This window comes from Kitasatospora sp. NPDC005856, from assembly GCF_040629945.1.
In the GTDB taxonomy this organism is placed as follows: domain Bacteria; phylum Actinomycetota; class Actinomycetes; order Streptomycetales; family Streptomycetaceae; genus Kitasatospora.
This window is the reverse complement of the sequence record NZ_JBEXWT010000071.1, coordinates 1-23,739: the sequence shown is the minus strand read 5'-3', so window position 1 is coordinate 23,739 and position 23,739 is coordinate 1. Positions and strand designations below refer to the sequence as shown.

The 23,739-nt window shown below is 73.7% G+C and carries 21 protein-coding genes; 14 read left to right on the top strand and 7 right to left on the bottom strand.

Features of this window, described 5'->3' with window-relative positions:
- The first annotated feature begins 170 nt into the window (after window positions 1-170).
- From ABZ449_RS31470 to rny, 6 genes are all read left to right on the top strand, one after another.
- Complete coding sequence (locus ABZ449_RS31470; RefSeq protein ID WP_360352960.1) at window positions 171-1,748, top strand: S8 family serine peptidase; 1,578 nt, start codon at window positions 171-173, stop codon at window positions 1,746-1,748.
- Window positions 1,749-1,790: 42 nt separating this feature from the next.
- On the top strand, window positions 1,791-1,985 hold the full coding sequence (locus ABZ449_RS31465; protein ID WP_360352958.1) for a DUF3046 domain-containing protein: 195 nt from the start codon (window positions 1,791-1,793) through the stop codon (window positions 1,983-1,985).
- Between the two features lie 117 nt (window positions 1,986-2,102).
- Window positions 2,103-3,284 carry an AI-2E family transporter gene (locus ABZ449_RS31460; protein ID WP_360352978.1) on the top strand — a complete coding sequence of 394 codons (1,182 nt, stop codon included), beginning with the start codon at window positions 2,103-2,105 and terminating at the stop codon, window positions 3,282-3,284.
- Window positions 3,285-3,480: 196 nt separating this feature from the next.
- On the top strand, window positions 3,481-4,599 hold the full coding sequence (recA, locus tag ABZ449_RS31455) for a recombinase RecA (RefSeq protein ID WP_360352956.1): 1,119 nt from the start codon (window positions 3,481-3,483) through the stop codon (window positions 4,597-4,599).
- A 370-nt stretch (window positions 4,600-4,969) separates the two neighbouring features.
- Window positions 4,970-5,647 carry a recombination regulator RecX gene (recX, locus tag ABZ449_RS31450; protein WP_360352976.1) on the top strand — a complete coding sequence of 226 codons (678 nt, stop codon included), beginning with the start codon at window positions 4,970-4,972 and terminating at the stop codon, window positions 5,645-5,647.
- A 132-nt stretch (window positions 5,648-5,779) separates the two neighbouring features.
- Complete coding sequence (gene rny / locus ABZ449_RS31445; RefSeq protein ID WP_360352955.1) at window positions 5,780-7,249, top strand: ribonuclease Y; 1,470 nt, start codon at window positions 5,780-5,782, stop codon at window positions 7,247-7,249.
- A gap of 70 nt (window positions 7,250-7,319) precedes the next feature.
- Here the strand turns inward: rny and ABZ449_RS31440 are convergent, their stop codons facing one another.
- From ABZ449_RS31440 to ABZ449_RS31420, 5 genes are all read right to left on the bottom strand, one after another.
- Window positions 7,320-9,047, bottom strand: a complete 1,728-nt coding sequence (locus ABZ449_RS31440; RefSeq protein ID WP_360352953.1) for an FAD-dependent monooxygenase — start codon at window positions 9,045-9,047, stop codon at window positions 7,320-7,322.
- Between the two features lie 122 nt (window positions 9,048-9,169).
- Complete coding sequence (locus ABZ449_RS31435; protein WP_360352951.1) at window positions 9,170-10,018, bottom strand: amino acid ABC transporter permease; 849 nt, start codon at window positions 10,016-10,018, stop codon at window positions 9,170-9,172.
- Window positions 10,015-10,665, bottom strand: coding sequence for an amino acid ABC transporter permease (locus tag ABZ449_RS31430; RefSeq protein ID WP_360352950.1), 651 nt, complete (start codon window positions 10,663-10,665; stop codon window positions 10,015-10,017). The genes ABZ449_RS31435 and ABZ449_RS31430 overlap by 4 nt, the downstream gene beginning before the upstream one ends.
- Before the next feature lie 52 nt (window positions 10,666-10,717).
- Window positions 10,718-11,623: a glutamate ABC transporter substrate-binding protein gene (locus ABZ449_RS31425; protein WP_360352948.1), complete on the bottom strand. Its 906-nt coding sequence runs from the start codon at window positions 11,621-11,623 to the stop codon at window positions 10,718-10,720.
- Window positions 11,624-11,744: 121 nt separating this feature from the next.
- Window positions 11,745-12,518, bottom strand: a complete 774-nt coding sequence (locus tag ABZ449_RS31420) for an amino acid ABC transporter ATP-binding protein (RefSeq protein WP_360352946.1) — start codon at window positions 12,516-12,518, stop codon at window positions 11,745-11,747.
- A gap of 391 nt (window positions 12,519-12,909) precedes the next feature.
- On the opposite strand from ABZ449_RS31420, the gene ABZ449_RS31415 reads away from it, so the two are divergent.
- Together ABZ449_RS31415 and ABZ449_RS31410 are read left to right on the top strand one after the other, a co-directional pair.
- Window positions 12,910-13,722, top strand: a complete 813-nt coding sequence (locus ABZ449_RS31415; RefSeq protein WP_360352944.1) for a response regulator transcription factor — start codon at window positions 12,910-12,912, stop codon at window positions 13,720-13,722.
- 6 nt (window positions 13,723-13,728) lie between these two features.
- Window positions 13,729-15,153: a HAMP domain-containing sensor histidine kinase gene (locus ABZ449_RS31410; protein WP_360352942.1), complete on the top strand. Its 1,425-nt coding sequence runs from the start codon at window positions 13,729-13,731 to the stop codon at window positions 15,151-15,153.
- Between the two features lie 49 nt (window positions 15,154-15,202).
- On the opposite strand, the gene ABZ449_RS31405 is transcribed toward ABZ449_RS31410, so the two are convergent.
- Window positions 15,203-16,222, bottom strand: coding sequence for a TAXI family TRAP transporter solute-binding subunit (locus ABZ449_RS31405; protein ID WP_360352940.1), 1,020 nt, complete (start codon window positions 16,220-16,222; stop codon window positions 15,203-15,205).
- 95 nt (window positions 16,223-16,317) lie between these two features.
- On the opposite strand from ABZ449_RS31405, the gene miaB reads away from it, so the two are divergent.
- Window positions 16,318-17,820, top strand: coding sequence for a tRNA (N6-isopentenyl adenosine(37)-C2)-methylthiotransferase MiaB (miaB, locus tag ABZ449_RS31400; RefSeq protein WP_360352938.1), 1,503 nt, complete (start codon window positions 16,318-16,320; stop codon window positions 17,818-17,820).
- Window positions 17,821-17,948: 128 nt separating this feature from the next.
- Entirely contained in the window at window positions 17,949-18,647 is a 699-nt protein-coding gene (locus tag ABZ449_RS31395) for a class III extradiol dioxygenase subunit B-like domain-containing protein (protein WP_360352937.1), read from the top strand.
- 56 nt (window positions 18,648-18,703) lie between these two features.
- Here the strand turns inward: ABZ449_RS31395 and ABZ449_RS31390 are convergent, their stop codons facing one another.
- Window positions 18,704-18,949: an antitoxin gene (locus ABZ449_RS31390; protein ID WP_360352935.1), complete on the bottom strand. Its 246-nt coding sequence runs from the start codon at window positions 18,947-18,949 to the stop codon at window positions 18,704-18,706.
- A gap of 185 nt (window positions 18,950-19,134) precedes the next feature.
- Here ABZ449_RS31390 and miaA point away from each other — a divergent pair, with 185 nt between their 5' ends.
- The 4 genes from miaA to ABZ449_RS31370 all read left to right on the top strand — a co-directional run.
- A complete protein-coding gene (miaA, locus tag ABZ449_RS31385; RefSeq protein ID WP_360352933.1) occupies window positions 19,135-20,094 on the top strand; it encodes a tRNA (adenosine(37)-N6)-dimethylallyltransferase MiaA in 960 nt (319 codons plus the stop codon).
- A 228-nt stretch (window positions 20,095-20,322) separates the two neighbouring features.
- Window positions 20,323-20,835 carry a hypothetical protein gene (locus ABZ449_RS31380; RefSeq protein WP_360352931.1) on the top strand — a complete coding sequence of 171 codons (513 nt, stop codon included), beginning with the start codon at window positions 20,323-20,325 and terminating at the stop codon, window positions 20,833-20,835.
- A 49-nt stretch (window positions 20,836-20,884) separates the two neighbouring features.
- On the top strand, window positions 20,885-21,790 hold the full coding sequence (dapF, locus tag ABZ449_RS31375) for a diaminopimelate epimerase (protein WP_360352929.1): 906 nt from the start codon (window positions 20,885-20,887) through the stop codon (window positions 21,788-21,790).
- 260 nt (window positions 21,791-22,050) lie between these two features.
- Window positions 22,051-23,739, top strand: a 1,689-nt coding sequence (locus ABZ449_RS31370; protein ID WP_360352927.1) for an HD domain-containing protein, incomplete at its 3' end; no start/stop codon positions are given.

The following is a 23,739-nucleotide window of genomic DNA, read 5'->3' as shown; positions in this document are numbered from 1 at the left end:
CGACATCCGGGGGTGGGGCGCGGGTGCGGGGGCGGTGCGACGGGCGGTGCGAGGGGCGGGGATCGGGAGGGGTGCAAGCCGGGGAGCAGAAAGGACGATCCGCTCATATGGTGAGGAATCGAGGCTTGATCCAGCCGTGACCCACCGGACCGACGAGCGGAGACCGTGCGATGGCGCAGGTGCACGCGCGGGGCAGGACCGTCCGGCGCCGCCGGGTCGGCGGGCCCGCCCGGGCGCTGCTCGCGATGCTGCTCACGGCGCTCGTGGTGGGTGGCGCCGTCCCCTACGTGTCCGGGGCGGGGCGGGCGTACCTCAGCTACCTGGTGCTGGCCGAGGGCGAGGACGCCGCCGGGGCGGCCCGGGCCGGCGCGGAGAGCCGGGCGGCGGGCGGGCAGGTGGTCCAGGAGTACCCGCAGATCGGGGCCGTGCTGGTGTACGCGACCGGCGCGTTCGCCGACCGGGTGCGGGCCCGGCCCGGGATCGCCGCCGCCGGGGCGACCAGGACCGCTCCGGTGGTCGCGCCGCCGCGGGCGGTGGCGGGGACCGGGGACTTCTCGGCGGGTACGGGTGCGGGTACGGCTACGGGTGCGCGTGCGGCGGGGGCGGTGGCAGGGCGGGGGGCGGGCCGGAGCGGGGACGTCCTCGCGCGCGGTGGTGACCGGGCGGACTCGGGGACGGTGACGGTGCCCGACCCGGGGGAGGCGGGCGCCTGGAACCTCGCCATGGTCGCGGGCGCCGGCATCCGGGCGGGCGGTGCCCCGGCGGTGTCCGGCGGCGCGGTGCCGGGCGCCGACGCGCTGCACGGGGTGCTGGTCGCCGTGCTGGACTCCGGCGTCGACGACACCCACCCGGACCTGCGCGCCGCCGTCGATCCGAAGGCCTCCGCCTCCTGCGCGGACGGCCGGCCCGATGCCCGCACCGGCGCCTGGCGGCCCGACGCCGGGGTGGTCGAGAGCGGGCACGGCACGCACGTCGCCGGGATCGTGGGCGCCACCCGGGACGGTCGCGGCGTCACCGGGGTCGCCCCGGGCGTGCGGATCGCCGCCGTCCGACTGCTCGGGCCGCTCGGGCAGTACTACGCCGAGAACGTCGTCTGCGGGATGCTCTGGGCCGCCGACCACGGGGCCAGGGCGATCAACAACAGCTACTTCGCCGACCCGTGGAAGTACAACTGCCCCGAGGAACGGGACCAGGCGGCACTGATCGCGGCCGTGGGGCGGGCCGCCGGGTACGCCCGGCGGGCCGGGGCGGTGGTGGTCGCCTCGGCGGGCAACGACGGGCAGGACCTCGGCGCCGGGCGGACCGACGAGCGGAGCCCCAACGACCGGGTGTCGGGGCCGGCGCCCGTCCGGCACCTGGGCACCGAGTGCGTGCGGCTGCCCGGCGAGCTGCCCGGGGTGGTCACCGTCACCGCCGTCAACCGGGACGGGCACCCGGCGGGCTACTCCAACTACGGGCGCGGACGGGTCTCGCTGGCCGCGCCCGGGGGCGACCCGGACGGTGGACCGCAGGGGGCGATCGTCTCCGACTGGCCGGACGGGCGGTTCGCGGCGCTGGCCGGGACCTCGATGGCGGCCGCGCACGTGACCGGGGCGGTGGCGGTGGTGGCGGCGCTGCATCCCGAGCTGGGGGCGGACGGCCTGGCCGGGGCGCTGGCGGGGACGGCGGCCTCGGGGTGTCCTCCGGGGGCGTTCGGGTGCGCGGAGCGGCAGTACTTCGGGGCGGGCCTGGTGGTGCTGCCGCGCTGAAGACGGCGGCGTGGGGCCGGCGCGGTCCTGGATACTCGAGGCATGAGGCTGACGGAGTTCTGGCGACGGATGTACGCGCACTTCGGGGAGGCGTACGCGGAGTCGTTCGCGACCGACCACGTGATGAGCGAGCTGGGCGGGCGGACGGTGCACCAGGCGCTGGAGGCGGGCTGGGAGGCCAAGGACGTCTGGCGTGTGGTCTGCGACACCCAGGGCGTCTCCGGGACGCTGCGCTAGTGCCGGCCTCCGGGCGCCATGGGACAGACTGTCCGGGTGACAAATAGCGCGGAGCAGAAGAATTCGGACCGGGGTGCCGAGGGCACCCCGGCGGGCGGGGCCATCTGGGGCGGCGGGATGCCGCGCTGGCTGCCGCGGGCGATGGTGCTGTTCCTGGTGCTGGTGGGGGTGTTCCAGCTTGCCGACTGGGCGTTCCGGCAGCTGATCGACCTGTTCGTGATGCTGCTGGTGTCGTTCTTCCTGTCGCTGGCGCTGGAGCCGGCCGTGGACCGGATGGCGGCGCGGGGGGTGCGCCGGGGCGTGGGGACCTTCCTGGTGTTCGTGGCGGTCGGGGTGGCGGTGGTGGGCTTCCTCGCCGCGCTCGGCACGCTGCTGGTCGACCAGGTGGCGAAGATCGCCGGGGACCTGCCGCACCTGGTCGACAACCTGATCGGCTGGATCAACCGGACCTTCCACCAGGACCTCTCGCTGGGCGAGTTGCAGAAACGGTTGCTCAAGGACTCCGGCACCATCGAGAACTATGTCCAGCAGGCCGCCGACAACGTCTGGGGTGTCTCCTCCACCCTGATCGGCGGGCTCTTCCAGGCCTTCACGGTCGGACTTTTCACCTTCTACTTCACCGCCGAGGGCCCGCGGGTGCGCCGGACGGTCTGTTCGATGCTGCCGCCCGCCAAGCAGGCCGAGGTGCTGCGGGCCTGGGAGATCGCGCTCGCCAAGACCGGCGGCTACCTGTACTCCCGGGCGCTGCTCGCGGTGGTGTCGTCCGCCGGGCACTGGGTGATGTTCACGCTGCTGGACCTGCCGTACGCGGCGGCGCTGGCGGTCTGGGTGGGCGTCATGTCGCAGTTCGTGCCGACCATCGGGACGTACCTGGCCGGGGCGCTGCCGGTGCTGGTGGCGCTGACGGTGGAACCGGTGGACGCGCTGTGGGTGCTGGGCTTCGTGGTGGTCTACCAGCAGATCGAGAACTACCTGCTGCAGCCGCGGATCACCGCGCGGACGGTGGACGTGCACCCGGCGCTGGCCTTCGGCTCGGTGATCGCGGGGGCGGCGCTGCTCGGCGCGGTGGGCGCGGTGATCGCGATCCCGGCGGCGGCGACGCTCCAGGGCTTCGTGGGGACGTACGTGCGGCGGTACGAGGTGGCCACCGATCCGCGGATCGACCGGGGCGAGCAGCAGCGGGCCCGGCGGGAACTGCGCCGGGAGGCGGCCCGGCGGCTGCGCCGGATGGTCGGCGGGGACGGGACGGGACGCGGGGACGGGACGGGACGCGGGGACGGGACGGGGCGCGGGGAGTGACCCGGGACGCCGCTCCCGGGGGCGTCCTCGGGAGCGGCGCGGCCCGGACGTGCGACGCTTGAATCGAACAGATGTTCTTTGTACTCTCCGGCGAGGAGTTTTCCACAGGCGGAGTCCGGTAGGGCTCGTTTGTCAGTGGGACGCGCTAGCGTCGAGGACGATGAAGCGCACAGCACAGAACCCGAGGGAAAAAGCCATGGCAGGTACGGACCGCGAGAAGGCCCTGGAGACCGCTCTCGCCCAGATCGAGCGGCAGTTCGGCAAGGGCTCGGTGATGCGCCTCGGCGAGAAGGCGAACGAGCCGGTCGAGGTGATCTCCACCGGGTCCACCGCCCTGGACGTCGCCCTCGGTGTCGGCGGCATCCCGCGCGGCCGAGTGGTCGAGATCTACGGCCCCGAGTCCTCCGGTAAGACCACCCTGACCCTGCACCTGGCCGCCAACGCCCAGAAGGCCGGCGGCACGGTCGCGTTCGTCGACGCGGAGCACGCGCTCGACCCGGAGTACGCCAAGAAGCTCGGCGTGGACACCGACGCCCTGCTGGTCAGCCAGCCGGACACCGGTGAGCAGGCGCTGGAGATCACCGACATGCTGATCCGCTCCGGCGCGATCGACCTGGTGATCATCGACTCGGTCGCGGCGCTCGTCCCGCGCGCCGAGATCGAGGGCGAGATGGGCGACTCGCACGTCGGTCTGCAGGCCCGGCTGATGAGCCAGGCGCTGCGCAAGATCGCCGGTGCGCTGAACCAGTCGAACACCACCGCGATCTTCATCAACCAGCTGCGCGAGAAGATCGGCGTGATGTTCGGTTCGCCGGAGACCACGACGGGTGGCCGGGCGCTGAAGTTCTACGCCTCGGTCCGCCTCGACATCCGCCGGATCGAGACCCTGAAGGACGGCACCGAGGCGGTCGGCAACCGCACCCGCGTCAAGGTGGTCAAGAACAAGGTCGCCGCGCCGTTCAAGCAGGCAGAGTTCGACATCCTCTACGGCGTGGGCATCAGCCGCGAGGGCGGCCTGATCGACATGGGCGTGGAGCACGGCTTCATCCGCAAGTCGGGCGCCTGGTACACCTACGAGGGCGACCAGCTCGGCCAGGGCAAGGAGAACGCCCGCAACTTCCTGCGGGACAACCCGCAGCTCGCCGACGAGATCGAGCGGAAGATCAAGGGCAAGCTCGGCATCGGCCCGAAGGTGGAGGAGCCGGCCGAGGGCGGGGCCGAGGCCGCCGAGGCCGCCGACGGCGCCGCCAAGCCGATCACCGCGACCGCCGCCAAGACGGCCGCGGCGAAGAAGACGGCGGCGGCCAAGGCCTGATCCGTTGACGCAGTACGACACGGTGGGCGGTGGCCCGGCGGGCCCGGAGGACGACGACTACGGGCCGCCGGACTGGTTCGCCGCGGTCGCGGAGGAACCGGAGCCGGTGGCCGAGAGGCCCGGGGGGCGGCTCTCCCGGCGCGACCGCCCGTCCACCACGCAGTGGGCATCCGGCTCCGAGTCGGAGTTCGACCTGGCTCCGGCCCGGGCGCGGCGCGGCGCGGCACCCGGGCCGGAGTCGGCGGAGGCCTCCGTCGAGTCGCTCGGCCTGGTCTCCGCCTCCGAGCTGCCCACCGGCCGCCGACGGCGGCGCTCGGCCCTGGCGGCCGAGGAACACGAGGCGGACGGGCCCGCTTCGACACCGACGGCCGTGGCGAGCGGGCGGGACGGAGGCGAGGCGGCCGGTCACGGGGGTGCGGCCGCCTCGGCCCCCGGGCGCGGCGCGCGTCGGGGCCGTTCCGCGGCCGGGTCAGCCGGGTCAGCCGGGTCAGCCGGGTCGGCAGGGCCCTCCGGGCAGGAGGGCGCCGGCCGTACCTCCCGGAAGCGGGCCGAGGAGTCGGTCGATCCGGAGAACCGCGCGCGGGACGTCTGCCTGCGGCTGCTGACCGGCGCCGCCAAGACCCGGAAGCAGCTCGCCGACGCCCTGCGCAAGCGGGAGATCCCGGACGAGGTCGCCGACGAGGTGCTCACCCGGCTCGAAGAGGTCGGGCTGATCGACGACGCGGCCTTCGCCGCGGCCTGGGTGGAGTCCCGGCACGCCGTCCGGGGCCTGTCCCGCCGGGCGCTGACCCAGGAGCTGCGCACCAAGGGCGTCGCCGCCGACCTGGTCGAGCAGGCCGTCGCCCAGCTCGACCACGACGACGAGGAGGACGCGGCCCGGGCGCTGGTCGAGCGCAAGCTGCGGTCCACCCGGGGGCTGGACACCCAGGTGCGCACCCGGCGGCTGGTCGGGATGCTGGCCCGGCGCGGCTACTCCGAGGGCCTGGCGTTCCGGGTGGTGCGCAGCGCGCTGGAGGAGGAGCAGAGTGAACTACCGGGTCGGGAGTAGTGGCAGTTCTGTAGGTGTCCTGGAGTGAACCTGGTCAACTCTTGACCGTTTCGTGACCCCGACCTAGCCTCGCCTTCAGTTCCCGGGGCGCCTCCGACGGCGGCCCGCGCGGCGACGGGGGAGTGGGCGGCAATGGGGATCTCGGCGGGCACCGGCCCGAGCGGCTCGCTGGTGGCGGTCGCCGGAACGGCCGGGTTCCTCCTGCTGGTGTTCCTGGTGGCCGCCGGGCTGGCGGTCAGGCGGCTCCGGGCGGCCCGGCACCGCGCGCTGGCCGAGGCCGAGCTGATCCGCCGAAGGGCCGAGCAGCAGAGCGCCGGGCAGCGGGCCGAACTCGCCCGGCGCGAGCGGGACGTGGCCGAGGAACTGCGCCGGTTGCGCCGCCGCGAGGACGAACTGACGGAGCGCTCGGTCGAGTTGGGGCGGCACCGGAGCGAGTCCGAGGCACTCGTCGCCCGCCGGGTGGCGGCGCTGGAGCGGGCCGCAGGGCTCTCCACCGAGCAGGCCCGCGCCGAACTCCTGCGGGAGGCCGAGGAGTCGGTCCGGCGGGAGGCCGCCGTCACCGTCCGGGAGATCGAGCGCGAGGCCAAGGAGGAGGGCGAGCGGCGGGCCCGGGACATCGTCGCCGGAGCGATCCAGCGGCTGGCGACGGAGCAGACCGCGGAGAGCGCCGTCACCGTGCTCCGGCTGCCGAACGAGGACATCAAGGGCCGGATCATCGGCCGGGAGGGCCGCAACATCCGCGCCTTCGAGGCGGTCACCGGCGTGAACCTGATCGTCGACGACACCCCCGAGTCGGTGCAGTTGTCCTGCTTCGACCCGGTTCGCCGGGAGGCCGCCCGGCTCACCCTCGAGCAGTTGGTCGAGGACGGCCGGATCCACCCGACCCGGATCGAGCACCTGCACGAGCGCAGCCGCGAGGAGGTCGGGCAGCGCTGCGTCCGGGCCGGCGAGGACGCCCTGCTGGACGCGCGGGTCGGCGGGATGCACCCCGAACTCGTCCGCACCCTGGGCTCGTTGCGCTACCGGGCGTCGTACGGGCAGAACGTGCTGGGCCACCTGCTGGAGTCCGCGCACCTGGCCGGGATGATGGCCGCCGAGCTCGGGGTGGACCCGGAGCCGGTGCGGCGCGCGGCGCTGCTGCACGACATCGGCAAGGCGCTCACCCATGAGTCCGAGGGCAGCCACGCCGCGGTGGGCGCGGAGCTCGCCCGGCGCCACGGCGAGTCCGCCGAGGTGGTGCACGCGATCGCCGCCCACCACAACGAGGTCGATCCCCGTACCGTGACGGCCGTGCTGACCCAGGCCGCGGACGGCTGCTCGGGTGGCCGGCCGGGCGCGCGCAAGGAGTCGCTGGAGCTGTACGTCCGGCGGCTGGCGCGGCTGGAGGAGATCGCGCGCTCGTACGAGGGCGTGGCCGAGGTGTACGCGATGCAGGCCGGCCGCGAGGTGCGGGTGATGGTCCGCCCGGACGCGGTGGACGACCTGGGAGCGGAACTGATCGCCCGTGAGGTCGCCCGTCAGGTCTCCACCGAGCTGACCTGTCCGGGCCGGATCCGGGTGACGGTCGTCCGCGAGAGCCGGGCCACGGCGGTGGCGGGCTAGGACGACCGACGGGCTCCGGGACAACAGACGGGCTCCGGGACAACAGACGGGCTCCCGGGCGTCCGAGGGCCTAGGACACGCCCTGGCTCGGGGAGTCCACCTGCCGGGACGCGGGCTGCTCGGCCGGGTCGGGGGCCGGGGTGAGCGTGGCCGGGCCGCCGCGGGCACGGTCGGCGAGGGCGAGGAGGTCCTCGGCGACGGCGCCCTGGGTGACGCCGACGAGGTGGCCGTCCGGGCGGATCAGCAGGACGGTGTGCGGGCCGGCGCCCGGGTAGTCCTCGGTGACCAGCACCTCGGCGGGGACGGGCAGGGCCGCGGCGACCTCGGCGAGGCGGGGCATCAGCCCGGCGCCGAGCCAGTGCTCGGAGGACCAGACGGCCGTGCCGGGCGCGACCAGTAGCAGCAGGAAGGTGGTGCCGAGCCGGGCGTGCAGGTGGTCGGGGGTGCCGTCGTCGGCGAGCACCGGCAGGTCCGGGACGAGCACGCCGGGGGCGGTGGCGGGCAGCAGCTCGCTGAGCGAGGTGGTGCCGCGCGCGCCGCGCTGCGCCGGGACCCGGCCGGGGACGCCGGAGGGCGCCGCCGGGTAGGCCGGCGCGCCGCCGAACCGGCCGGTGCCGAGCTGGCCGTCGGCGAGCAGCGGGGCGTGCTTGCGGAAGCCGCCGGTCAACAGCGAGCGCCGGGTCTGCTGCCAGCCGCGCAGCGGGCGCAGCAGCGGCATGGACTGGTCGACGGCGCGCAGCCGGGCGCCGACCGCTCCGCGCCGCTCGGCCTCGTAGCCGTCCAGCAGTGATCCGCCGGGCTGCGGTCCGCCGGAGTGGAGGTGCCAGGCGAGGGCGAGCCGCCAGGCGAGGTTGTCGGCGTCGCGCAGCCCGTCCGTGAGGTTCTGCATGCCGAGCGCGCCGTGCAGGTGGGCGGCGTCGCCGGCCAGGAAGCAGCGGTCGACCCGGAAGCGGGCGGCGAGCCGCTGCTGGGCGGTGTGGTCGGCGGCGGCCAGCAGTTCGAACCGGGGCAGCTCTCCGCACCAGCCGGCCAGGGTGGAGGTGACCCGGGTGAGCAGGGTGTCGCCGGTGACGATGCCGGGCCAGGTGGCGTGCGGGTCGACCGTCTCGGTGGCGGCGGGACGGCCGGGGGGCAGCCGCCAGTCGAGCCGCCAGACGCCGTCCGGCAGCGGACGGGCGGAGGCCTCGCGGTCGCCGCGCCACGGGGGCTCGCGGTGCAGCCGGGCGCCGTCGAAGGGCAGGTCGACCCGGACGGTGGCGATGGCGTTGCGGTCGACCGCGGGGCGGCCGGGGAAACGGATCTTCAGCAGCTTGCGGACGGTGGATCTGGCGCCGTCGCAGCCGACCAGGTGGCTGCCGCGCCACCAGGTGGTGGAGCCGTCCTGGGTGCCCGTGGTGCGGACGCTGACGCCGTCCCGGTCCTGTTCGAGCTCGACGACCCGGTTGAGCGGGACCAGCCTGATCAGCGGGGTGCCGGTCAGCGCGTCCCGCAGCCCGCGCTGGAGGCGGTGCTGGGGGAGGTGGAAGGTGGGCGAGTCGGTGAGGTCGATCCGCAGCACCTCCTGGCGGCGGCGCCAGACGGCGAAGGAGTCCCACAGCGCGGAGTCCGAGACGGCCCGCGGGTAGCCGATCCGGGTCAGGAAGGCGGCGGTGTCGGCGCCGAGCACGAGGCTGCGAGGGCCTTCGGGGCAGAGCCCGGAGCCCTCGTCCAGGACGACGGTGGGCACCTCGTGCCGGGCCAGGGCGAGGGCCAGGGCCAGACCGACCGGTCCGGCCCCGACCACGATCACCGGGTCCATGAGGGAACCTCCGGGCACGAACCGGCCGATCGGCCGGCGTCAGTTACCGCTGCCGCATATGCCGCGTGGATGCTCCCGGGAGGTGTCACGAAGAGCAATGCAACAGTTCACCTGCGTGTCCGTCAAGCAGAAGCTGAAGTGCGCCGGTTCGCGCCGCGACGGCCACGTGCTTCGATCCAGCGTGCGAGCGCGGTCAACAACAGGCACATCGCGATGTAGATCGGGCCGATCACGAGCACCACGGGGATGTAGGGGAAGCCCGCGGCGTTGAGAGGCTGGCTGGCGATCTTCTTACCGACGAACAGCAGCTCGTGGTAGGTGATGATGAAGCCGAGCGAGGTGTCCTTGAGGGTGACGACCAGCTGGCCGATCATCGAGGGCAGCATCGAGCGGACGGCCTGCGGCACCAGGATGGACGTCATCACCTGGGTCTTGCGCATGCCGAGCCCGTACGCCGCCTCGCCCTGGCCGCGCGGGACGGCGTTGACGCCGCTGCGGATGATCTCGGCCTGGACCGCGCCGTTGTAGAGGGTGAGGCCGAGCACCAGTGCCCACATCGGCTGCTGGGCGAAGAAGGCGTAGTAGAGCCCCACGATCAGGATCAGCAGCGGCATCGCCCGGAAGAACTGGGTGAAGGCCGTGCAGAACCAGCGGACCGGCCGGTGGTCGGAGAGCTGACCGGCCGCCAGCAGGGCGCCCAGGGTGAGCGAGAAGGCCGCCGCGAGCCCGAACGCCTCCAGGGTGGACAGCAGTCCGTCCACGATCTGCTGCTGGACGTAGGTGTACTGGAAGGCGTCCCAGAGGCCGGCGTCGAACTGGCCGTTGTCGTTCAGCGCGCTGAAGACGTACCAGAGGAGACCGGCGATGGCGAGCACCGAGAGCACGCCGAACGCGCGGTAGCGGGCGCGGGTCCGCGGGCCGGGGGTGTCGTAGAGGACGCTGGCCGAAGCCTGACGGTTGAAGAAGCTCATCGGGCCACCGCCAGTCGGGATTCCAGGAACCGGAAGAACGTGGCGACCGTCGCGCTGATCAGCAGGTAGGCGCAGGCCACCCAGAAGAAGATGGCGAAGATCGAGTAGCCGCGCTCGGAGAAGGTCTGCTGGGCGCTGTACAGCTCGGGGACGCTGAACGCGCCGGCGATCGCCGAGTTCCTGGGCAGGGCGATGAACACGCTGCTCATCGGGCCCAGGACGGTCCGGGCGGCCTGCGGCAGGACGACCAGGGTGAGGGTCTGGCCGAAGGTCATGCCGAGGCTGCGGGCGGCCTCCGCCTGGCCGAGCGGCACGGTGTTGATGCCGGAGCGGATCACCTCGCAGACGAACGAGGCGGTGTACCCGCCGAGCGCCAGCACCGCGAACGCCAGGTGGCTGAAGTGCACGCCCAGCGGCGGCAGGCCGAAGGTGACGGCGAAGAACAGCAGGGTCAGCGGGGTGTTGCGGAAGACCGTCACCCACGTGGTGCCGAAGGCGCGCAGGGCCGGCACCGGGGAGACCCGGAAGGCCGCCAGCAGGGTGCCCAGCAGCAGGGCGAGCAGAGCGCTGAGCGCGCTCACCTCGATCGTCTGTAGGAAGCCGTCGCGGAACAACGCGAAGTTGTCGTCCTCGAACAGGAACCCCATCCGGCGGCCCTCCTCTCAGTTCATGGTCGGGATTCGACGTACGGCGGGCGGATCAGTAGCGGTCGAGGGCCGGGACGTCCGGCGCCGCGGAGCCGGAGGCGCCCAGGGTCGCGTCGTAGGCCTTCTTCCAGTCGCCGTTGTCCTCGTGGGCCTTGAGGGCGTCGCTGATCGCGTCGCGCAGGGCCTTGTCGTCCTTGTTGAGGCCGACGCCGTAGTTCTCCTTGGTGAACGGCTTGCCGACCACCTTGAGCTTGGGGGCGTACTTGGAGGCGTAGCCCTTGAGGATCGCGTCGTCGGTGGTGACCGCGTCGACCTCGCCGGACATCAGCTTCTCGACGCAGGCCGAGTAGGTGTCGAACTGGGTGACCTTCGGGTTGTACTGCTGGATGTTCTTGATCGAGGTCGAGCCGGTGGCGGTGCAGACGTTCTTGCCGCCGGTGCTCTCCGGGCCGGTGATCGAGGTGTTGTCGGCCTTCACCAGCAGGTCCTGGCCGGCGATGTAGTACGGGCCGGCGAAGGAGACGCTCTTCTTGCGCTCGTCGTTGATGCTGTAGGTGCCGACGTAGAAGTCGATCTGGCCCTTGGCGATGGCCGGCTCGCGCTGCGAGGAGACGAGGGTCTGCCACTTGATCTGCTGCGGGGTGAAGCCGAGGTCGGCGGCGATCATCTTGGCGATCTCGATGTCGAAGCCGCTGCGGTCGCCGCTGGCGACGTCCTCCCAGCCGAGGTTCGGCTGGTCGGCCTTGGCGCCGATGATCAGCTGGCCGCGCTTCTTGGCCTCGGCGAGGACCGCGGAGTCGACCTTGACGTCGGTCTTGACCGTGTAGCTCGGCAGCGCGGGGGCGCCGGCGCCACTGCTCGCGGCGGTGGCGCCGGGGGTGCCGTCCTTGCCGCAGGCGGCGGTGGCGGTGAGCGCGACGGCACAGAGTGCGACGGCGAGGGTGCGGGAAGTCCTCATGAGGGTTCTCCTGGGGATGGGCCGCGGCGCGCGGCGTCAACCGGGCTCTGGCGTCTGGAAGGCGTGCACGGGCAGGGCCGGCCGGCACGGTGGCCGGGGCGGGCCCGCGGGTCTCGAAGCGTCAGTGGTGGAGGATCTTCGAGAGGAAGTCCTTGGCGCGCTCGGAGCGCGGCGCGGTGAAGAAGGCGTCCGGGGTGTTCTGCTCGACGATCTTCCCGTCGGCCATGAACAGCACCCGGTTGGCGGCGGAGCGGGCGAAGCCCATCTCGTGGGTGACCACGACCATCGTCATGCCGTCCGCGGCCAGTTGGCGCATGACCTCCAGCACCTCGTTGACCATCTCCGGGTCCAGCGCGGAGGTGGGCTCGTCGAAGAGCATCACCTTGGGCTTCATCGCCAGCGCGCGGGCGATCGCCACGCGCTGCTGCTGGCCTCCGGAGAGCTGGGCCGGGTACTTGTCCGCCTGCGCGCCGACGCCGACGCGCTCCAGCAGGCCCCGGGCGGTCTTCTCGGCCTCAGGGCGGGGCACCTTGCGCACCTTCACCTGGCCGATGACGACGTTCTCCAGCACGGTCTTGTGCGCGAACAGGTTGAAGCTCTGGAACACCATGCCGACCTCGGCGCGCAGCCGGGCCAGTTCCCTGCCCTCGTCGGGCAGCGGCCGGCCGTCGATGGTGATCGCGCCGGAGTCGATCGTCTCCAGCCGGTTGATCGTCCGGCAGAGCGTCGACTTGCCCGACCCGGACGGGCCGATCAGCACGACCACCTCGCCCTGGGCGATCTCCAGGTCGATGTCCTGCAGTACGTGCAGCGCGCCGTAGTGCTTGTTGACGTTGCTCAGCACGACCAGCGGGGCGGCTGCGGGGTTGGAGTCCTCGACCGGGCTCTCGGTCATCGCGCCTGCTCCCTCTGTCGTCGAATCAAGCCTGCTCTGGAGGTCTCAACTCCCTTGGCAGGCAATGGTGGTACGAATCCGGGGGCCGCGGCCGGCGGAGCCGCAGCCCCCGGTGGGCCGACCTTAGGAGCCCCGAGCGTGCGCCGTCAGCCGATCTGAGCGGAACTTGAGGATCACGAAACGGCCACACGGCGCCCATGCGCTGTTCGCGCGGGCGCCGCCGGGGCATGTCACAGCGGGAATCCGCTCCGGTGCTCCCCGTTCCCCCCGGGGCCGGTGGGCGGTCGAACCTGGCGCCGGGCCGTTCGCTGGCCCATACTGCGCAGGACCGGGCCCTGAACGATCGGCCCGGTGATCATCGGTGATCACGTGGGGGAAGGAGGAGAACAGGATGCGACTACTGCTCGTCGAGGACGACGAACGCGTGGCGGCCGCGCTGGTCGCGGTGCTGGGCCGGCACGGCTTCCAGGTCCGGCACGCCCGCAGCGGCCACGAGGCGCTGGACGCCCTGGTGCCGGACGGCAACGAGCCGTACCGCGTGGTGCTGCTCGACCTCGGGCTGCCCGACCGCGACGGCTTCGAGGTGTGCAGCCGGATCAGGGCCGGCAGCGGCGTGCCGGTGATCATGGTCACCGCCCGCGCCGACGTCCGCTCCCGGATCCACGGCCTCAACCTGGGCGCCGACGACTACGTCACCAAGCCGTACGACATGGGCGAACTGCTCGCCCGCATCCACGCCGTGGCCCGCCGCGGCGCCGCCCCCGCCGCGGTGGCGGTGCCCGCGCCCGACACCGTGCCCCAGCAGCGCGGCCCGCTGGAGTCCCGCGGCATCCGGATCGACCGGGAGCGCCGCCGGGTCAGCGTGGACGGCCGCGACGTGCCGCTCACCCGCAAGGAGTTCGACCTGCTCGCGCTGCTCGCCCAGAGCCCCGGCGTGGTCTACCGGCGCGAGCAGATCTTCAGCGAGGTCTGGCGCAGCGGCTGGGAGGGCAACGGGCGCACCCTGGAGGTGCACATCGGCTCGCTGCGCAACAAGCTGGCGCTGCCCGGCCTGGTCGAGGCCGTGCGCGGGGTCGGCTACCGGCTGATCCCGGACTGTCCGACGCCCGCCGCGGCCGAATCCGCCCCGCCGGTCCCGGCCGCTCCTGCCTCGCCCGCTTCCGCCTCGCCCGCTCCTGCCTCGCCCGCTCCCGCGGAGCACTGACCGCACGTGCGCACCCGCCTGCTCGGCATCCTGATCGCCCTCATGCTCTGCGTCCTGGCCGCCCTGGGGCTGCCGCTCGCGGCGGCGGTCGCGGCGGCCGAACAGACCAAGGTGGTCGTCGACCGGCTCGACGACGCCGCCCGCCTCGCCCAGGACCTGCCCACCTCCGGCGCCGTCGACTCCGCCCGCAAGGGCGACCCGGAACCCGCCCCCGGCGACGTCAGCCGGCAGCGCGCGATCGACGCCGAGGTCCGCCGCTACCACGACCTGTACGGCGTGCGCCTGGGCATCTTCCAGCGCGACGGCCAGGCGATCTCGGCCGCCCCGGACGGCTGGCGGGTGCCCGTCGGAGGCTGGGGCGCCCAGGCCTTCCAGGAGGCGCTGGACGGGCGGCGCAGCCACAACCCGCCGCAGGTCTGGCCGTGGACGCCGGACCGGACGATCACCGTCGCCGCCCCGGTGGTGCGCGACGGCGACGTGGTCGCGGTGGTGCTCAGCGAGTCCCCGACCCAGGCGCTGCGCACCCGGGTGGTGCACCAGTGGCTGGTGATCGGCGCGGGCGAGGCCGCCGCGATGATCGTCGCCGTGCTGCTCGCCGTCCGGCTCACCGAGTGGGTGCTGCGCCCGGTGCGCACCCTGGACCGGGCCACCCACGACATCGCCACCGGCCGGATGGCCGCCCGGGTCGCCCCCGGCGGCGGACCGCCCGAACTCCAGCGGCTGGCCCGCTCGTTCAACGAGATGGCGGACCACGTGGTGCTCGCCATGGACCAGCAGAAGGCCTTCGTCGCGGACGCCTCGCACCAGCTGCGCAACCCGCTGTCGGCGCTGCTGCTGCGGGTCGAGCTGCTCGGCCTGGAACTGCCCGAGGGCCACGAGGAGGAGCTCAGCGGCGTACGGGAGGAGGGCGTACGGCTGGCCCGGGTGCTGGACGACCTGCTCGGCCTGGCCACCGCCGAGCACGCCCGCCCCGAACCCGAGCGCACCGACCTCGCCGAGCTCACCCTGGCCCGGGTGGACGCCTGGCGGCCGGTGGCCGAGCAGCGCGGGATCGGGCTGCGCTGGGACGGCCCGGCGCTGGCGATCGGGATGGCCGACCCGATCGGCTTCGGCTCCGCCCTGGACGCCGTGGTGGACAACGCGCTCAAGTTCAGCCCGGCCGGCAGCGAGGTGCGGCTGCGGGTGGCGGTGCGCCGGGACGAGGTCGCGGTGACCGTCACCGACGCCGGGCCCGGCCTCACCGAGGACGAGCTGTCCCGGGCCGGAGACCGGTTCTGGCGCAGCACGCGGCACCAGAACGTGGACGGTTCGGGGCTCGGGCTGTCCATCGCCCGCACCCTGCTGGCGGCCGGCGGCGGCACGCTCGGTTTCGCGCCGGTCAAGCCGACCGGGCTCGCGGTGACGCTGGCGGTGCCGCGGCCGGAGAAGTAGCGGCCGGAGAAGCAGCGCCCGGAGAGGTAGCCGACGGGTGCGGGTGGCCCTACGGCTTCACCGAGCGGTAGTAGCGCGCCGCGCCGGTGTGCAGCGGGAGCGGGTCGGTGTAGACGGCGGTGCGCAGGTCGACCAGCTGGGCCGCGTGCACCTGGGCGCCGATCTGGTCCCGGCTGTCGATCACCGCGCGGGTCATGCCCTCGACCAGGCCCGGGTCCGCGTCGTCCCGGGTGATCAGCAGGTTGGGCACGGCCACCGTGGCGACGGCGTCCTTGGGCTCGGCGTTCGGGTAGGTGCCCTTGGGCATGGTGGCCGCCCGGTAGGCGTCGGTGCCGCCGCCCTCGGCCTTGTGCAGGGCCTCGGAGAGGTCGCTCAGCGGCACGACCCGGATCGGGAAGTGGTCGGAGAGGTCGGTGAGCGCGCTGGTGGGCAGGCCGCCGGACCAGAAGAAGGCGTCCAGCCTGCCCGCGCGCAGGTCGTCGGTGGCCTCGCCGATCCCCTTCGGCACCGGGACGATGTCGTGGTCCGGGTCCAGCCCGGCCGCACCCAGTAGCCGTTTGGTCACCAGGTTCACCCCGGACTGCGGCAGGCCGACGCCCACCCGCAGGCCCTTGAGGTCCCCGGTGCGGCGCACCGGGGAGGAGGCCGGGACGATCAGCTGAAGGTAGTCGTCGTACAGCCGGGCGATGGCCCGCAGCTTCTCCTTGCCGGAGCCCTGGTAGTCGGCGACCGCGTCGGCGGTGGCTATCGCGAAGGTGTCCCGGCCGTGGAGCACCCGGGTGAGGTTGTCGATCGAGCCCTCGGAGTTGTCCAGGGCCAGCCGCACCCCGGGCATGGCCCGGGAGACGTGGGTCTGGAGCAGCTGCCCGTACCGGTCGTAGACGCCGCGCTGCACGCCGGTGGCGAAGCGGACCTCGCCGCGCGGGTACCCGGGCGAGCGGCCTCCCGACAGCCACCAGCCGCCGAACCCGGCCACCAGCAGCACCACCACCAGCACCGTGCGCCACAGCGGGCTGCGGGCCGCGGTGCGGACGGCGGTGCCGAGACGGGACGGGGTGGTGGGGGCCATGCAGGGATACTGCCAGGCGCTCCGGCCGAACGGGAGTGGAACGGGTGGTGGAAGCTCCGGGAAAAGCGCTTCGCCGCTGCCCGTACCCTGGTCTGGTGAGCGGTGAGAGCGGATTGAAGAGCTACAAGGTCGTCACGCACGGCTGCCAGATGAACGTCCACGACTCCGAGCGGCTGTCCGGCCTGCTGGAGGACGCGGGGTACGTCAAGGCCGGGCCCGAGGGCGACCCGGACCTGGTGGTGTTCAACACCTGCGCGGTGCGCGAGAACGCCGACAACAAGCTGTACGGCAACCTCGGCCAGCTCGCGCCGGTCAAGACCCGTCACAAGGGCATGCAGATCGCCGTCGGCGGCTGCCTGGCGCAGAAGGACCGCGAGACCATCGTCAAGCGCGCCCCCTGGGTCGACGTGGTCTTCGGCACCCACAACATCGGCCACCTGCCGGCGCTGCTGGAGCGGGCCGAGGTCGAGCGCAAGGCCCAGGTCGAGATCCTGGAGTCGCTGGAGACCTTCCCCTCCACCCTGCCGACCCGCCGCGAGTCCGCGTACGCGGCCTGGGTCGCCATCTCGGTCGGCTGCAACAACACCTGCACCTTCTGCATCGTCCCCGCGCTGCGCGGCAAGGAGGAGGACCGCCGCCCCGGCGACGTCCTCGCCGAGATCGAGGCGCTGGTGGACGAGGGCGTCATCGAGGTGACCCTGCTCGGCCAGAACGTCAACGCCTACGGCTCCGACCTGGGGGACCGCGAGGCCTTCTCCAAGCTGCTGCGCGCCGCCGGCCAGATCGAGGGCCTGGAGCGGATCCGCTTCACCTCGCCGCACCCCCGCGACTTCACCGACGACGTGATCGCCGCGATGGCCGAGACCCCGAACGTGATGCACCAGCTGCACATGCCGCTGCAGTCCGGCTCGGACCGCGTCCTCAAGGCGATGCGCCGCTCCTACCGGCAGGAGCGTTTCCTCGGGATCATCCGCAAGGTCCGCGAGGCGATGCCGGACGCGGCCATCTCCACCGACATCATCGTGGGCTTCCCCGGCGAGACCGAGGAGGACTTCGAGGAGACGATGCACGTCGTCCGCGAGGCCCGCTTCACCAACGCCTTCACCTTCCAGTACTCCAAGCGCCCCGGCACCCCCGCCGCGGAGATGGAGGACCAGGTCCCGAAGGAGGTCGTGCAGGCCCGCTACGACCGGCTGATCGCCCTCCAGGAGGAGATCTCCTGGGAGGAGAACAAGAAGCAGGTCGGCCGCACCCTGGAGATCCTGGTCGCCGAGGGCGAGGGCAAGAAGGACGACCAGACCCGGCGGCTCTCCGGGCGCGCCCCCGACAACCGGCTGGTGCACTTCACCAAGCCCGAGGAGCCGGTGCGCCCGGGCGACACGGTGACCGTCGAGATCACCTACGCCGCCCCGCACCACCTGCTCGCCGAGGGCCCGGCGCTCGCGGTGCGCCGCACCCGCGCCGGCGACGCCTGGGAGAAGCGCCAGGCCGCGCCCGCCGCCAAGCCGGCCGGCGTGATGCTCGGCCTGCCGAAGATCGGCGCCCCGGCCGAGCTGCCGCTGGCCGCTCCGGCGGGCGGGGCCTGCTGCGGCGACTGACCCGCGGGTGTTCCGGGCGGCCCGGTGGGAGCTCCGGCTCCGGCCGGGCCGCCCGGCTTCTCGGTCAGGGCCGGTCCGGCGGGTCCTTGCCGGGCCCGCGACGCCGGACAGGCCCTAGAGTGATCCACATGCTGGTAGCCGCCGCCGTGTGCCCCTGTCCGCCGCTGCTCGTCCCCGAGGTCGCCGCCGGGGCCGCGCCCGAGCTGGACGCCCTGCGCGCGGCCTGCGACGAGGCGCTGGCGGCGCTGGTCGCGGCCGGGCCGCAGCTGGTCGTGGTGGTCGGCACCGGGCCGGCGGCCGAGGTCTGGACCGAGGGCGGAGCCGGCTCCTTCCACCGCTACGGGGTGCCGCTGGTCGCCAAGCTGCCCGGGGACCGGGTCGAGGGGCCGGAACTGGCCCCCTCGCTGACCGTCGGCGCCTGGCTGCTGGAGCGCGCCGGAGTGACCCTGCCGACGCACGCCTGCGCGGTGCCCGCCGACGCCCCCGCCGACCGGATGCTCGGCCTCGGCCAGGGCCTGGCCGGCCTCGCCGACCGGGTCGCCCTGCTGGTGCTCGGCGACGGCAGCGCCTGCCGTTCGCTGAAGGCCCCCGGCTACCTGGACGAGCGGGCCGAGGGCTTCGACACCGCGCTGGCCGCCGCCCTGGGCGCGGCCGACCTGCCCGTCCTGGCCGCGCTGGACCCGGGTCTGGCCGCCGAGCTCAAGGCCGAGGGCCGGGCGCCCTGGCAGGTGCTGGCCGGCGCCGCGGAGGGCGCCGGCCTCACCGGGCGGCTGGGCTACCAGGACGCGCCGTACGGGGTCGGGTACTTCGTGGCGTCCTGGTCCTAGCCGGGCCGGGCCGGGCGGGACCTCCGGGCCGGGGCCGCCCGATCGGGGCAGCCGGATCAGGCCTGCGGGGGCTGCCCCTCGTCGCCCGGCTTCGGCTTGTGGGCGAAGTCGCCGACCGCGCCCTTGGCCTTGCCGGCGCCGTGCTCGATCTTGTCGCTGTACTTGCCCTTGGTCGCCTTGTCGATCGCGCCGCCGGCCTTGTCCACGGCCTTCTCGATCTGGTCGCTGTGCTTGCCCGCGAATTCGCTGGCCTTGTCCTTGAGCTCCTCGGCCTTGCCCTTGAGGTTGTCCATCAGACCCATGGCGATCTCCTTCGTCGGCTTTTCCCGCACAACGACCGGGCCCGGCAAAGAGTTCGCAAACCGGCCCAACCGGGGAACCGGGGAAACAACCGGAAAATGTCCGGGAAACAGTCATATCGTCGCTCAGTCGCGGGCGGGCGGCAGCCCGGTCTCCGGCCACCCGGCGGTTTTGGGAGACTGGAACGGTGAGCAGCTCCCGTACCCCGCGTGTCGCCCCTCCCCGTGTGGTCTGCGTCGTCGGCGCGACCGCCGCCGGCAAGTCCGACCTGGCCGTCGCCATCGCCCGAAGCCTCGACGGCGAGGTGATCAACACCGACTCGATGCAGCTGTACCGGGGCATGGACATCGGCACCGCCAAGCTCACCACGGCCGAGCGCGGGGGAGTGCCCCACCACCTGCTGGACATCTGGGACGTCACCGAGGCCGCCAGCGTCGCCGAGTACCAGCGGCTGGCCCGGGCCGAGATCGACCGGTTGCTCGCCGCCGGCCGCACGCCCGTCCTGGTCGGCGGCTCCGGGCTGTACGTGCGGGCGGCGATCGACGAGATGGAGTTCCCGGGCACCGACCCGGTGGTGCGGGCCCGGCTGGAGGCCGAGCTCGAAGAGGTCGGCCCGTACGCGCTGCACCGGCGGCTGGCCGGGCTGGATCCGGCGGCCGCCGGGGCGATCCTCACCGGCAACGGCCGGCGGATCGTCCGCGCCCTGGAGGTCATCGAGATCACCGGGCAGCCGTTCACCGCGAACCTGCCGAGCAACACCGCCGTGTACGAGACGGCGCAGATCGGCGTCGCCGTGCCGCGCCCGGAGCTGGACGAGCGGATCACGCTGCGGGTGGACCGGATGTGGGAGGCCGGGCTGCTGGACGAGGTGCGGGAGCTGGAGAAGATCGGGCTGCGCGAGGGCAGGACCGCCTCCCGGGCGCTCGGCTACCAGCAGGTGCTCGACCACTTCGCCGGCGAGTGCACCGAGGACGAGGCCCGGGCCGAGACCGTCCGGGCGACCAAGCGCTTCGCGCGGCGTCAGGAGTCCTGGTTCCGCCGCGACGACCGCATCGACTGGCTCTCCCGGCCGGCCGGGACCGACCCCGTCGAGCTGCTGGAACGATCCCTCGAACTGATCGGCCGTCAGGGAGTTCCGGCCGCGTAGGACGGGTTTTCGGCCAATCGGGCAGTGCACCTGCGCGCGCAGGCGACCGTGCAGGACGAACCGGCGGTCACGGCCCGATCACGTGATGGCCACGGATCACCCGTCGACCCCGGTCAGGCCCGGAACGCCTCTCTGGACATGCCATCATCGATGCCGTAGGGGTCGGCCGAACGGGCCGACCGTGCCCGGCCGCGAGTCCGCTCGTGTCGAACTGTCAGGGGAGGCCGTGTGTCGACGGGTACCGGCCCCGAATCCGGCCAGGGCGGCAGCGTCACCGCACCGGCCGAGGAGTTCGACGAGTCGACGATGGGCGACCTTCCCGTGCTGACCGGACTGGAGGCGCCGACCTCCTACGCGGCCGCGGTGCCCGCCCTGGACACCCGCACCCCGCCCGACGCCGCGGTGCACGAGCGGGAGATCCGCCCGCTGCGCCGGCTGCGCTGGTGGCAGACCCTGCCGATCGCCCTGCTGGGCACCCTCGGCTCGCTGATGTTCGCCTTCCCGCTCGCCTTCGGCTCGGCCGGGGCGCGCGCCACCATGGTTGGGATGCTCGGGCTGCTGTTCACCGCCGCCTCGATGGGCTGGGGCGCGATGGCCGCCCGGCACGCCGGCTACAAGTGGCCGGGGCTGCCGCGCCGGGGCTCCGGGCAGCGGGCCGGCTGGAAGGCGATCGTGGTCTACACCCTGATCGCGGTGGCCGCCTGCGCGCTCGCGGTCTGGCGGGTCGCCTACCTGCGCTGAGCCGCTCCCGCCCCGGGCGGGCGGATCGTCGCTCGGTACCATCGGAGGGGTGAGCGCATCCTCTTCCCGGCAGGGCGGCATCCCCTTCTTCAAGGGACACGGCACCCAGAACGACTTCGTCATCGTCCCGGACCCGGACGGCACGCTGGAGATCGGTCCCGAGACCGTCGCCGCGCTGTGCGACCGGCGGGCCGGCCTCGGCGGGGACGGGCTGCTGCGCGTGGTGCGCGCGGCGGCCGACCCGGCGGCCGCGGGGATGGCCGACCGGGCCGAATGGTTCATGGACTACCGCAATGCGGACGGCAGCATCGCCGAGATGTGCGGCAACGGCCTGCGGGTCTTCGCCCGCTTCCTGGTCGAGGCCGGCCTGGCCGAGCCGGGCGAGCTGTCCGTCGCCACCCGCTCCGGGGTGCTGACCGCGAAGGTCGCCGAGGCCGCCGAGGACGGCACGCCCGGCGACGTCACCATCGACATGGGCCGGGCCCGGCTGCCCGGGCCGGACGACATCGAGGTCGCGGTCGGCGAGCGGCGCTGGCCGGCCCTGAACGTCAACATGGGCAACCCGCACGCGGTGGCCTTCGTGGAGAGCCTGGACCACGCCGGTGACCTGTTCGCCGCGCCGCTCACCAGCCCCGCGAGCGCCTACCCGGAGGGCGTCAACGTCGAGTTCGTGGTGGACCGCGGACCGCGGCACGTCGCGATGCGGGTGCACGAGCGCGGCTCGGGCGAGACCCGCTCCTGCGGCACCGGCGCCTGCGCGGTGGCGGTGGCGGCCATCCGCCGGGACGGCGTCGACCCGGCGGTCACCGGTGAGGCCGTCGCGTACACCGTGGACGTGCTGGGCGGCCGACTGGTCATCACCGAGCACCCGGACGGCCGAGTGGAGATGACCGGACCGGCGGTGATCGTGGCCGAGGGGCGGCTGGACGGGCGCTGGTGGGAGTCGGTTCGGTAGGGGCCGTCCTCGAACTCCCGTCCGCGGGCCGTACGGCGGGAGTTTGACGGCCGGTCCAGGGCCGGGAGCCCGGTTTGCCCAATTCGTGCGGTGACGAATCCCCCCGATCGGGTGATACCGGTCGCGGACGGGAATCAGGGCGTCGCGGAACGTGCTCCGCTCGGTAGCATGGACCACCGGGTCGATCACCCCATGGGGAGGGGTGTCCAGATCACCCCCTCGGACGGGGCGGCGCCCGGCGACCGTTGCCGGAGGTGCCGATGACCATGGAAGCCGGGCAGTCCCTGACGGGGCAGCCGACGACCGTACGGCAGGCCGGGGCCAGACGGCCCTTCGGAGAGCTCGGCCTGGCCGCCCTCGGCCGGGCCGGGCGGGCGGCCCTGCTCGCGACCGGCCGGCCACCCGTGCCGGACGCCCTGGAACCGCTCGTCCGGGTCCACCGCGGGCACCACCCGCAGGCCGACCTCGGCCTGCTCGCCCGGGCGTACCGGCTCGCCGAGGCCAGTCACCGGGGCCAGAAGCGCAAGAGCGGCGAGCCGTACATCACCCACCCGCTGGCCGTCACCATGATCCTGGCCCAACTCGGCGCCGGGACGACGACCCTGGTCGCCTCGCTGCTCCACGACACGGTCGAGGACACCGAACTGACGCTGGACCAGGTGGCGGCCGGGTTCGGGCCCGAAGTCGCCTACCTGGTCGACGGGGTGACGAAGCTGGAGAAGGTCGACTTCGGCGCCGCCGCCGAGGCCGAGACCTTCCGCAAGATGCTGGTCGCCACCGGGGACGACGTCCGGGTGATGGTGATCAAGCTGGCCGACCGGCTGCACAACATGCGCACCATCCGGCACATGAAGCCGGCCAGTCAGGCGCGGATCGCCAAGGTCACCCGGGACGTGCTGATCCCGCTGGCCGAGCGGCTCGGCATCCAGGTGCTCAAGGCGGAGCTGGAGGACATCGTCTTCGCCACCCTGCACCCCGAGGAGCACGCCCGCACCCGAGCCCTGATGGTCGGTCACGAGGCCGGTCCGGACACCCTGCTGGAGCCCTTCGCCCGGCAGCTGGCCCGCCAGCTGGCCGAGGCCGGGGTGGCCGCCGAGGTGACCGTCCGGCCCCGGCACTGCGTCTCGCTGCACCGGGTGCTGCTGCGCCGGGCCGCCGTGCCCGGGCCGGACGGCCGGCCGCAGGGGCCGCGGCCGGCGGACTTCGGACGGCTGCTGGTGGTGGTCGAGGAGAACGCCGACTGCTACGCCGTGCTCGGCGAGCTGCACACCTGCTGGACGCCGTTGCCCGGGGAGTTCAAGGACTTCGTGGCCGCGCCCAAGTTCAACCTCTACCAGTCGCTGCACACCGCCGTGGCGCTCAGCGGTGGCGCGGTGGTCGAGGTGCTGGTCCGCACCCGGCGGATGCACGAGGTGGCCGAGACCGGGGTGGTCGCGCTCGGGGACCCCTCCCCGGCCGGCGCCGTGCAGGACACCGACGAGCTGGACCGCACCGACCCGGCCCGCCCGGGCTGGCTGAGCCGACTGCTGGAGTGGCAGCAGGAGACGCCCGACCCGGACGCCTTCTGGTCCGCGCTCACCGCGGACCTGGCCGGCGACCGCGAGATCACCGTGGTGACGGAGGGCGGCGAAACGCTTCAGCTGAGGGCCGGCGCCACCTGCGTGGACGCCGCCTACCTGCTCGGCGAGGAGACCGGCCACCGATGTATCGGCGCGCGGGTCAACGGGCGGCTCACCGCGCTCTCCACCGTGCTGGAGGACGGCGACCAGATCGCGGTGCTCACCGAGTCCCTCCCGGCCGGCGGCGGACAGCCCTCCGGCCCCGCCCCCGAGTGGCTGGCGCACGCCCGCACCCCGGCCGCCCGGCTGGCCATCGAGCGCTGGCTGGCCGACCACCCGGCCCGGCAGCCGGTGGTCCGCACCGGCCCGGCCGGCGGCCAACCGGCCCCG

What these genes read in the sequence shown, in the direction of transcription:
- ABZ449_RS31470 (WP_360352960.1), top strand. Translation starts at nt 171, where the DNA reads ATGGCGCAGGTGCACGCGCGGGGCAGGACCGTCCGGCGCCGCCGGGTC.
- ABZ449_RS31465 (WP_360352958.1), top strand. Translation starts at nt 1,791, where the DNA reads ATGAGGCTGACGGAGTTCTGGCGACGGATGTACGCGCACTTCGGGGAG.
- ABZ449_RS31460 (WP_360352978.1), top strand. Translation starts at nt 2,103, where the DNA reads ATGCCGCGCTGGCTGCCGCGGGCGATGGTGCTGTTCCTGGTGCTGGTG.
- recA (WP_360352956.1), top strand. Translation starts at nt 3,481, where the DNA reads ATGGCAGGTACGGACCGCGAGAAGGCCCTGGAGACCGCTCTCGCCCAG.
- rny (WP_360352955.1), top strand. Translation starts at nt 5,780, where the DNA reads ATGGGGATCTCGGCGGGCACCGGCCCGAGCGGCTCGCTGGTGGCGGTC.
- ABZ449_RS31440 (WP_360352953.1), bottom strand. Translation starts at nt 9,047, where the DNA reads ATGGACCCGGTGATCGTGGTCGGGGCCGGACCGGTCGGTCTGGCCCTG.
- ABZ449_RS31435 (WP_360352951.1), bottom strand. Translation starts at nt 10,018, where the DNA reads ATGAGCTTCTTCAACCGTCAGGCTTCGGCCAGCGTCCTCTACGACACC.
- ABZ449_RS31430 (WP_360352950.1), bottom strand. Translation starts at nt 10,665, where the DNA reads ATGGGGTTCCTGTTCGAGGACGACAACTTCGCGTTGTTCCGCGACGGC.
- ABZ449_RS31425 (WP_360352948.1), bottom strand. Translation starts at nt 11,623, where the DNA reads ATGAGGACTTCCCGCACCCTCGCCGTCGCACTCTGTGCCGTCGCGCTC.
- ABZ449_RS31420 (WP_360352946.1), bottom strand. Translation starts at nt 12,518, where the DNA reads ATGACCGAGAGCCCGGTCGAGGACTCCAACCCCGCAGCCGCCCCGCTG.
- ABZ449_RS31415 (WP_360352944.1), top strand. Translation starts at nt 12,910, where the DNA reads ATGCGACTACTGCTCGTCGAGGACGACGAACGCGTGGCGGCCGCGCTG.
- ABZ449_RS31405 (WP_360352940.1), bottom strand. Translation starts at nt 16,222, where the DNA reads ATGGCCCCCACCACCCCGTCCCGTCTCGGCACCGCCGTCCGCACCGCG.
- ABZ449_RS31395 (WP_360352937.1), top strand. Translation starts at nt 17,949, where the DNA reads ATGCTGGTAGCCGCCGCCGTGTGCCCCTGTCCGCCGCTGCTCGTCCCC.
- ABZ449_RS31390 (WP_360352935.1), bottom strand. Translation starts at nt 18,949, where the DNA reads ATGGGTCTGATGGACAACCTCAAGGGCAAGGCCGAGGAGCTCAAGGAC.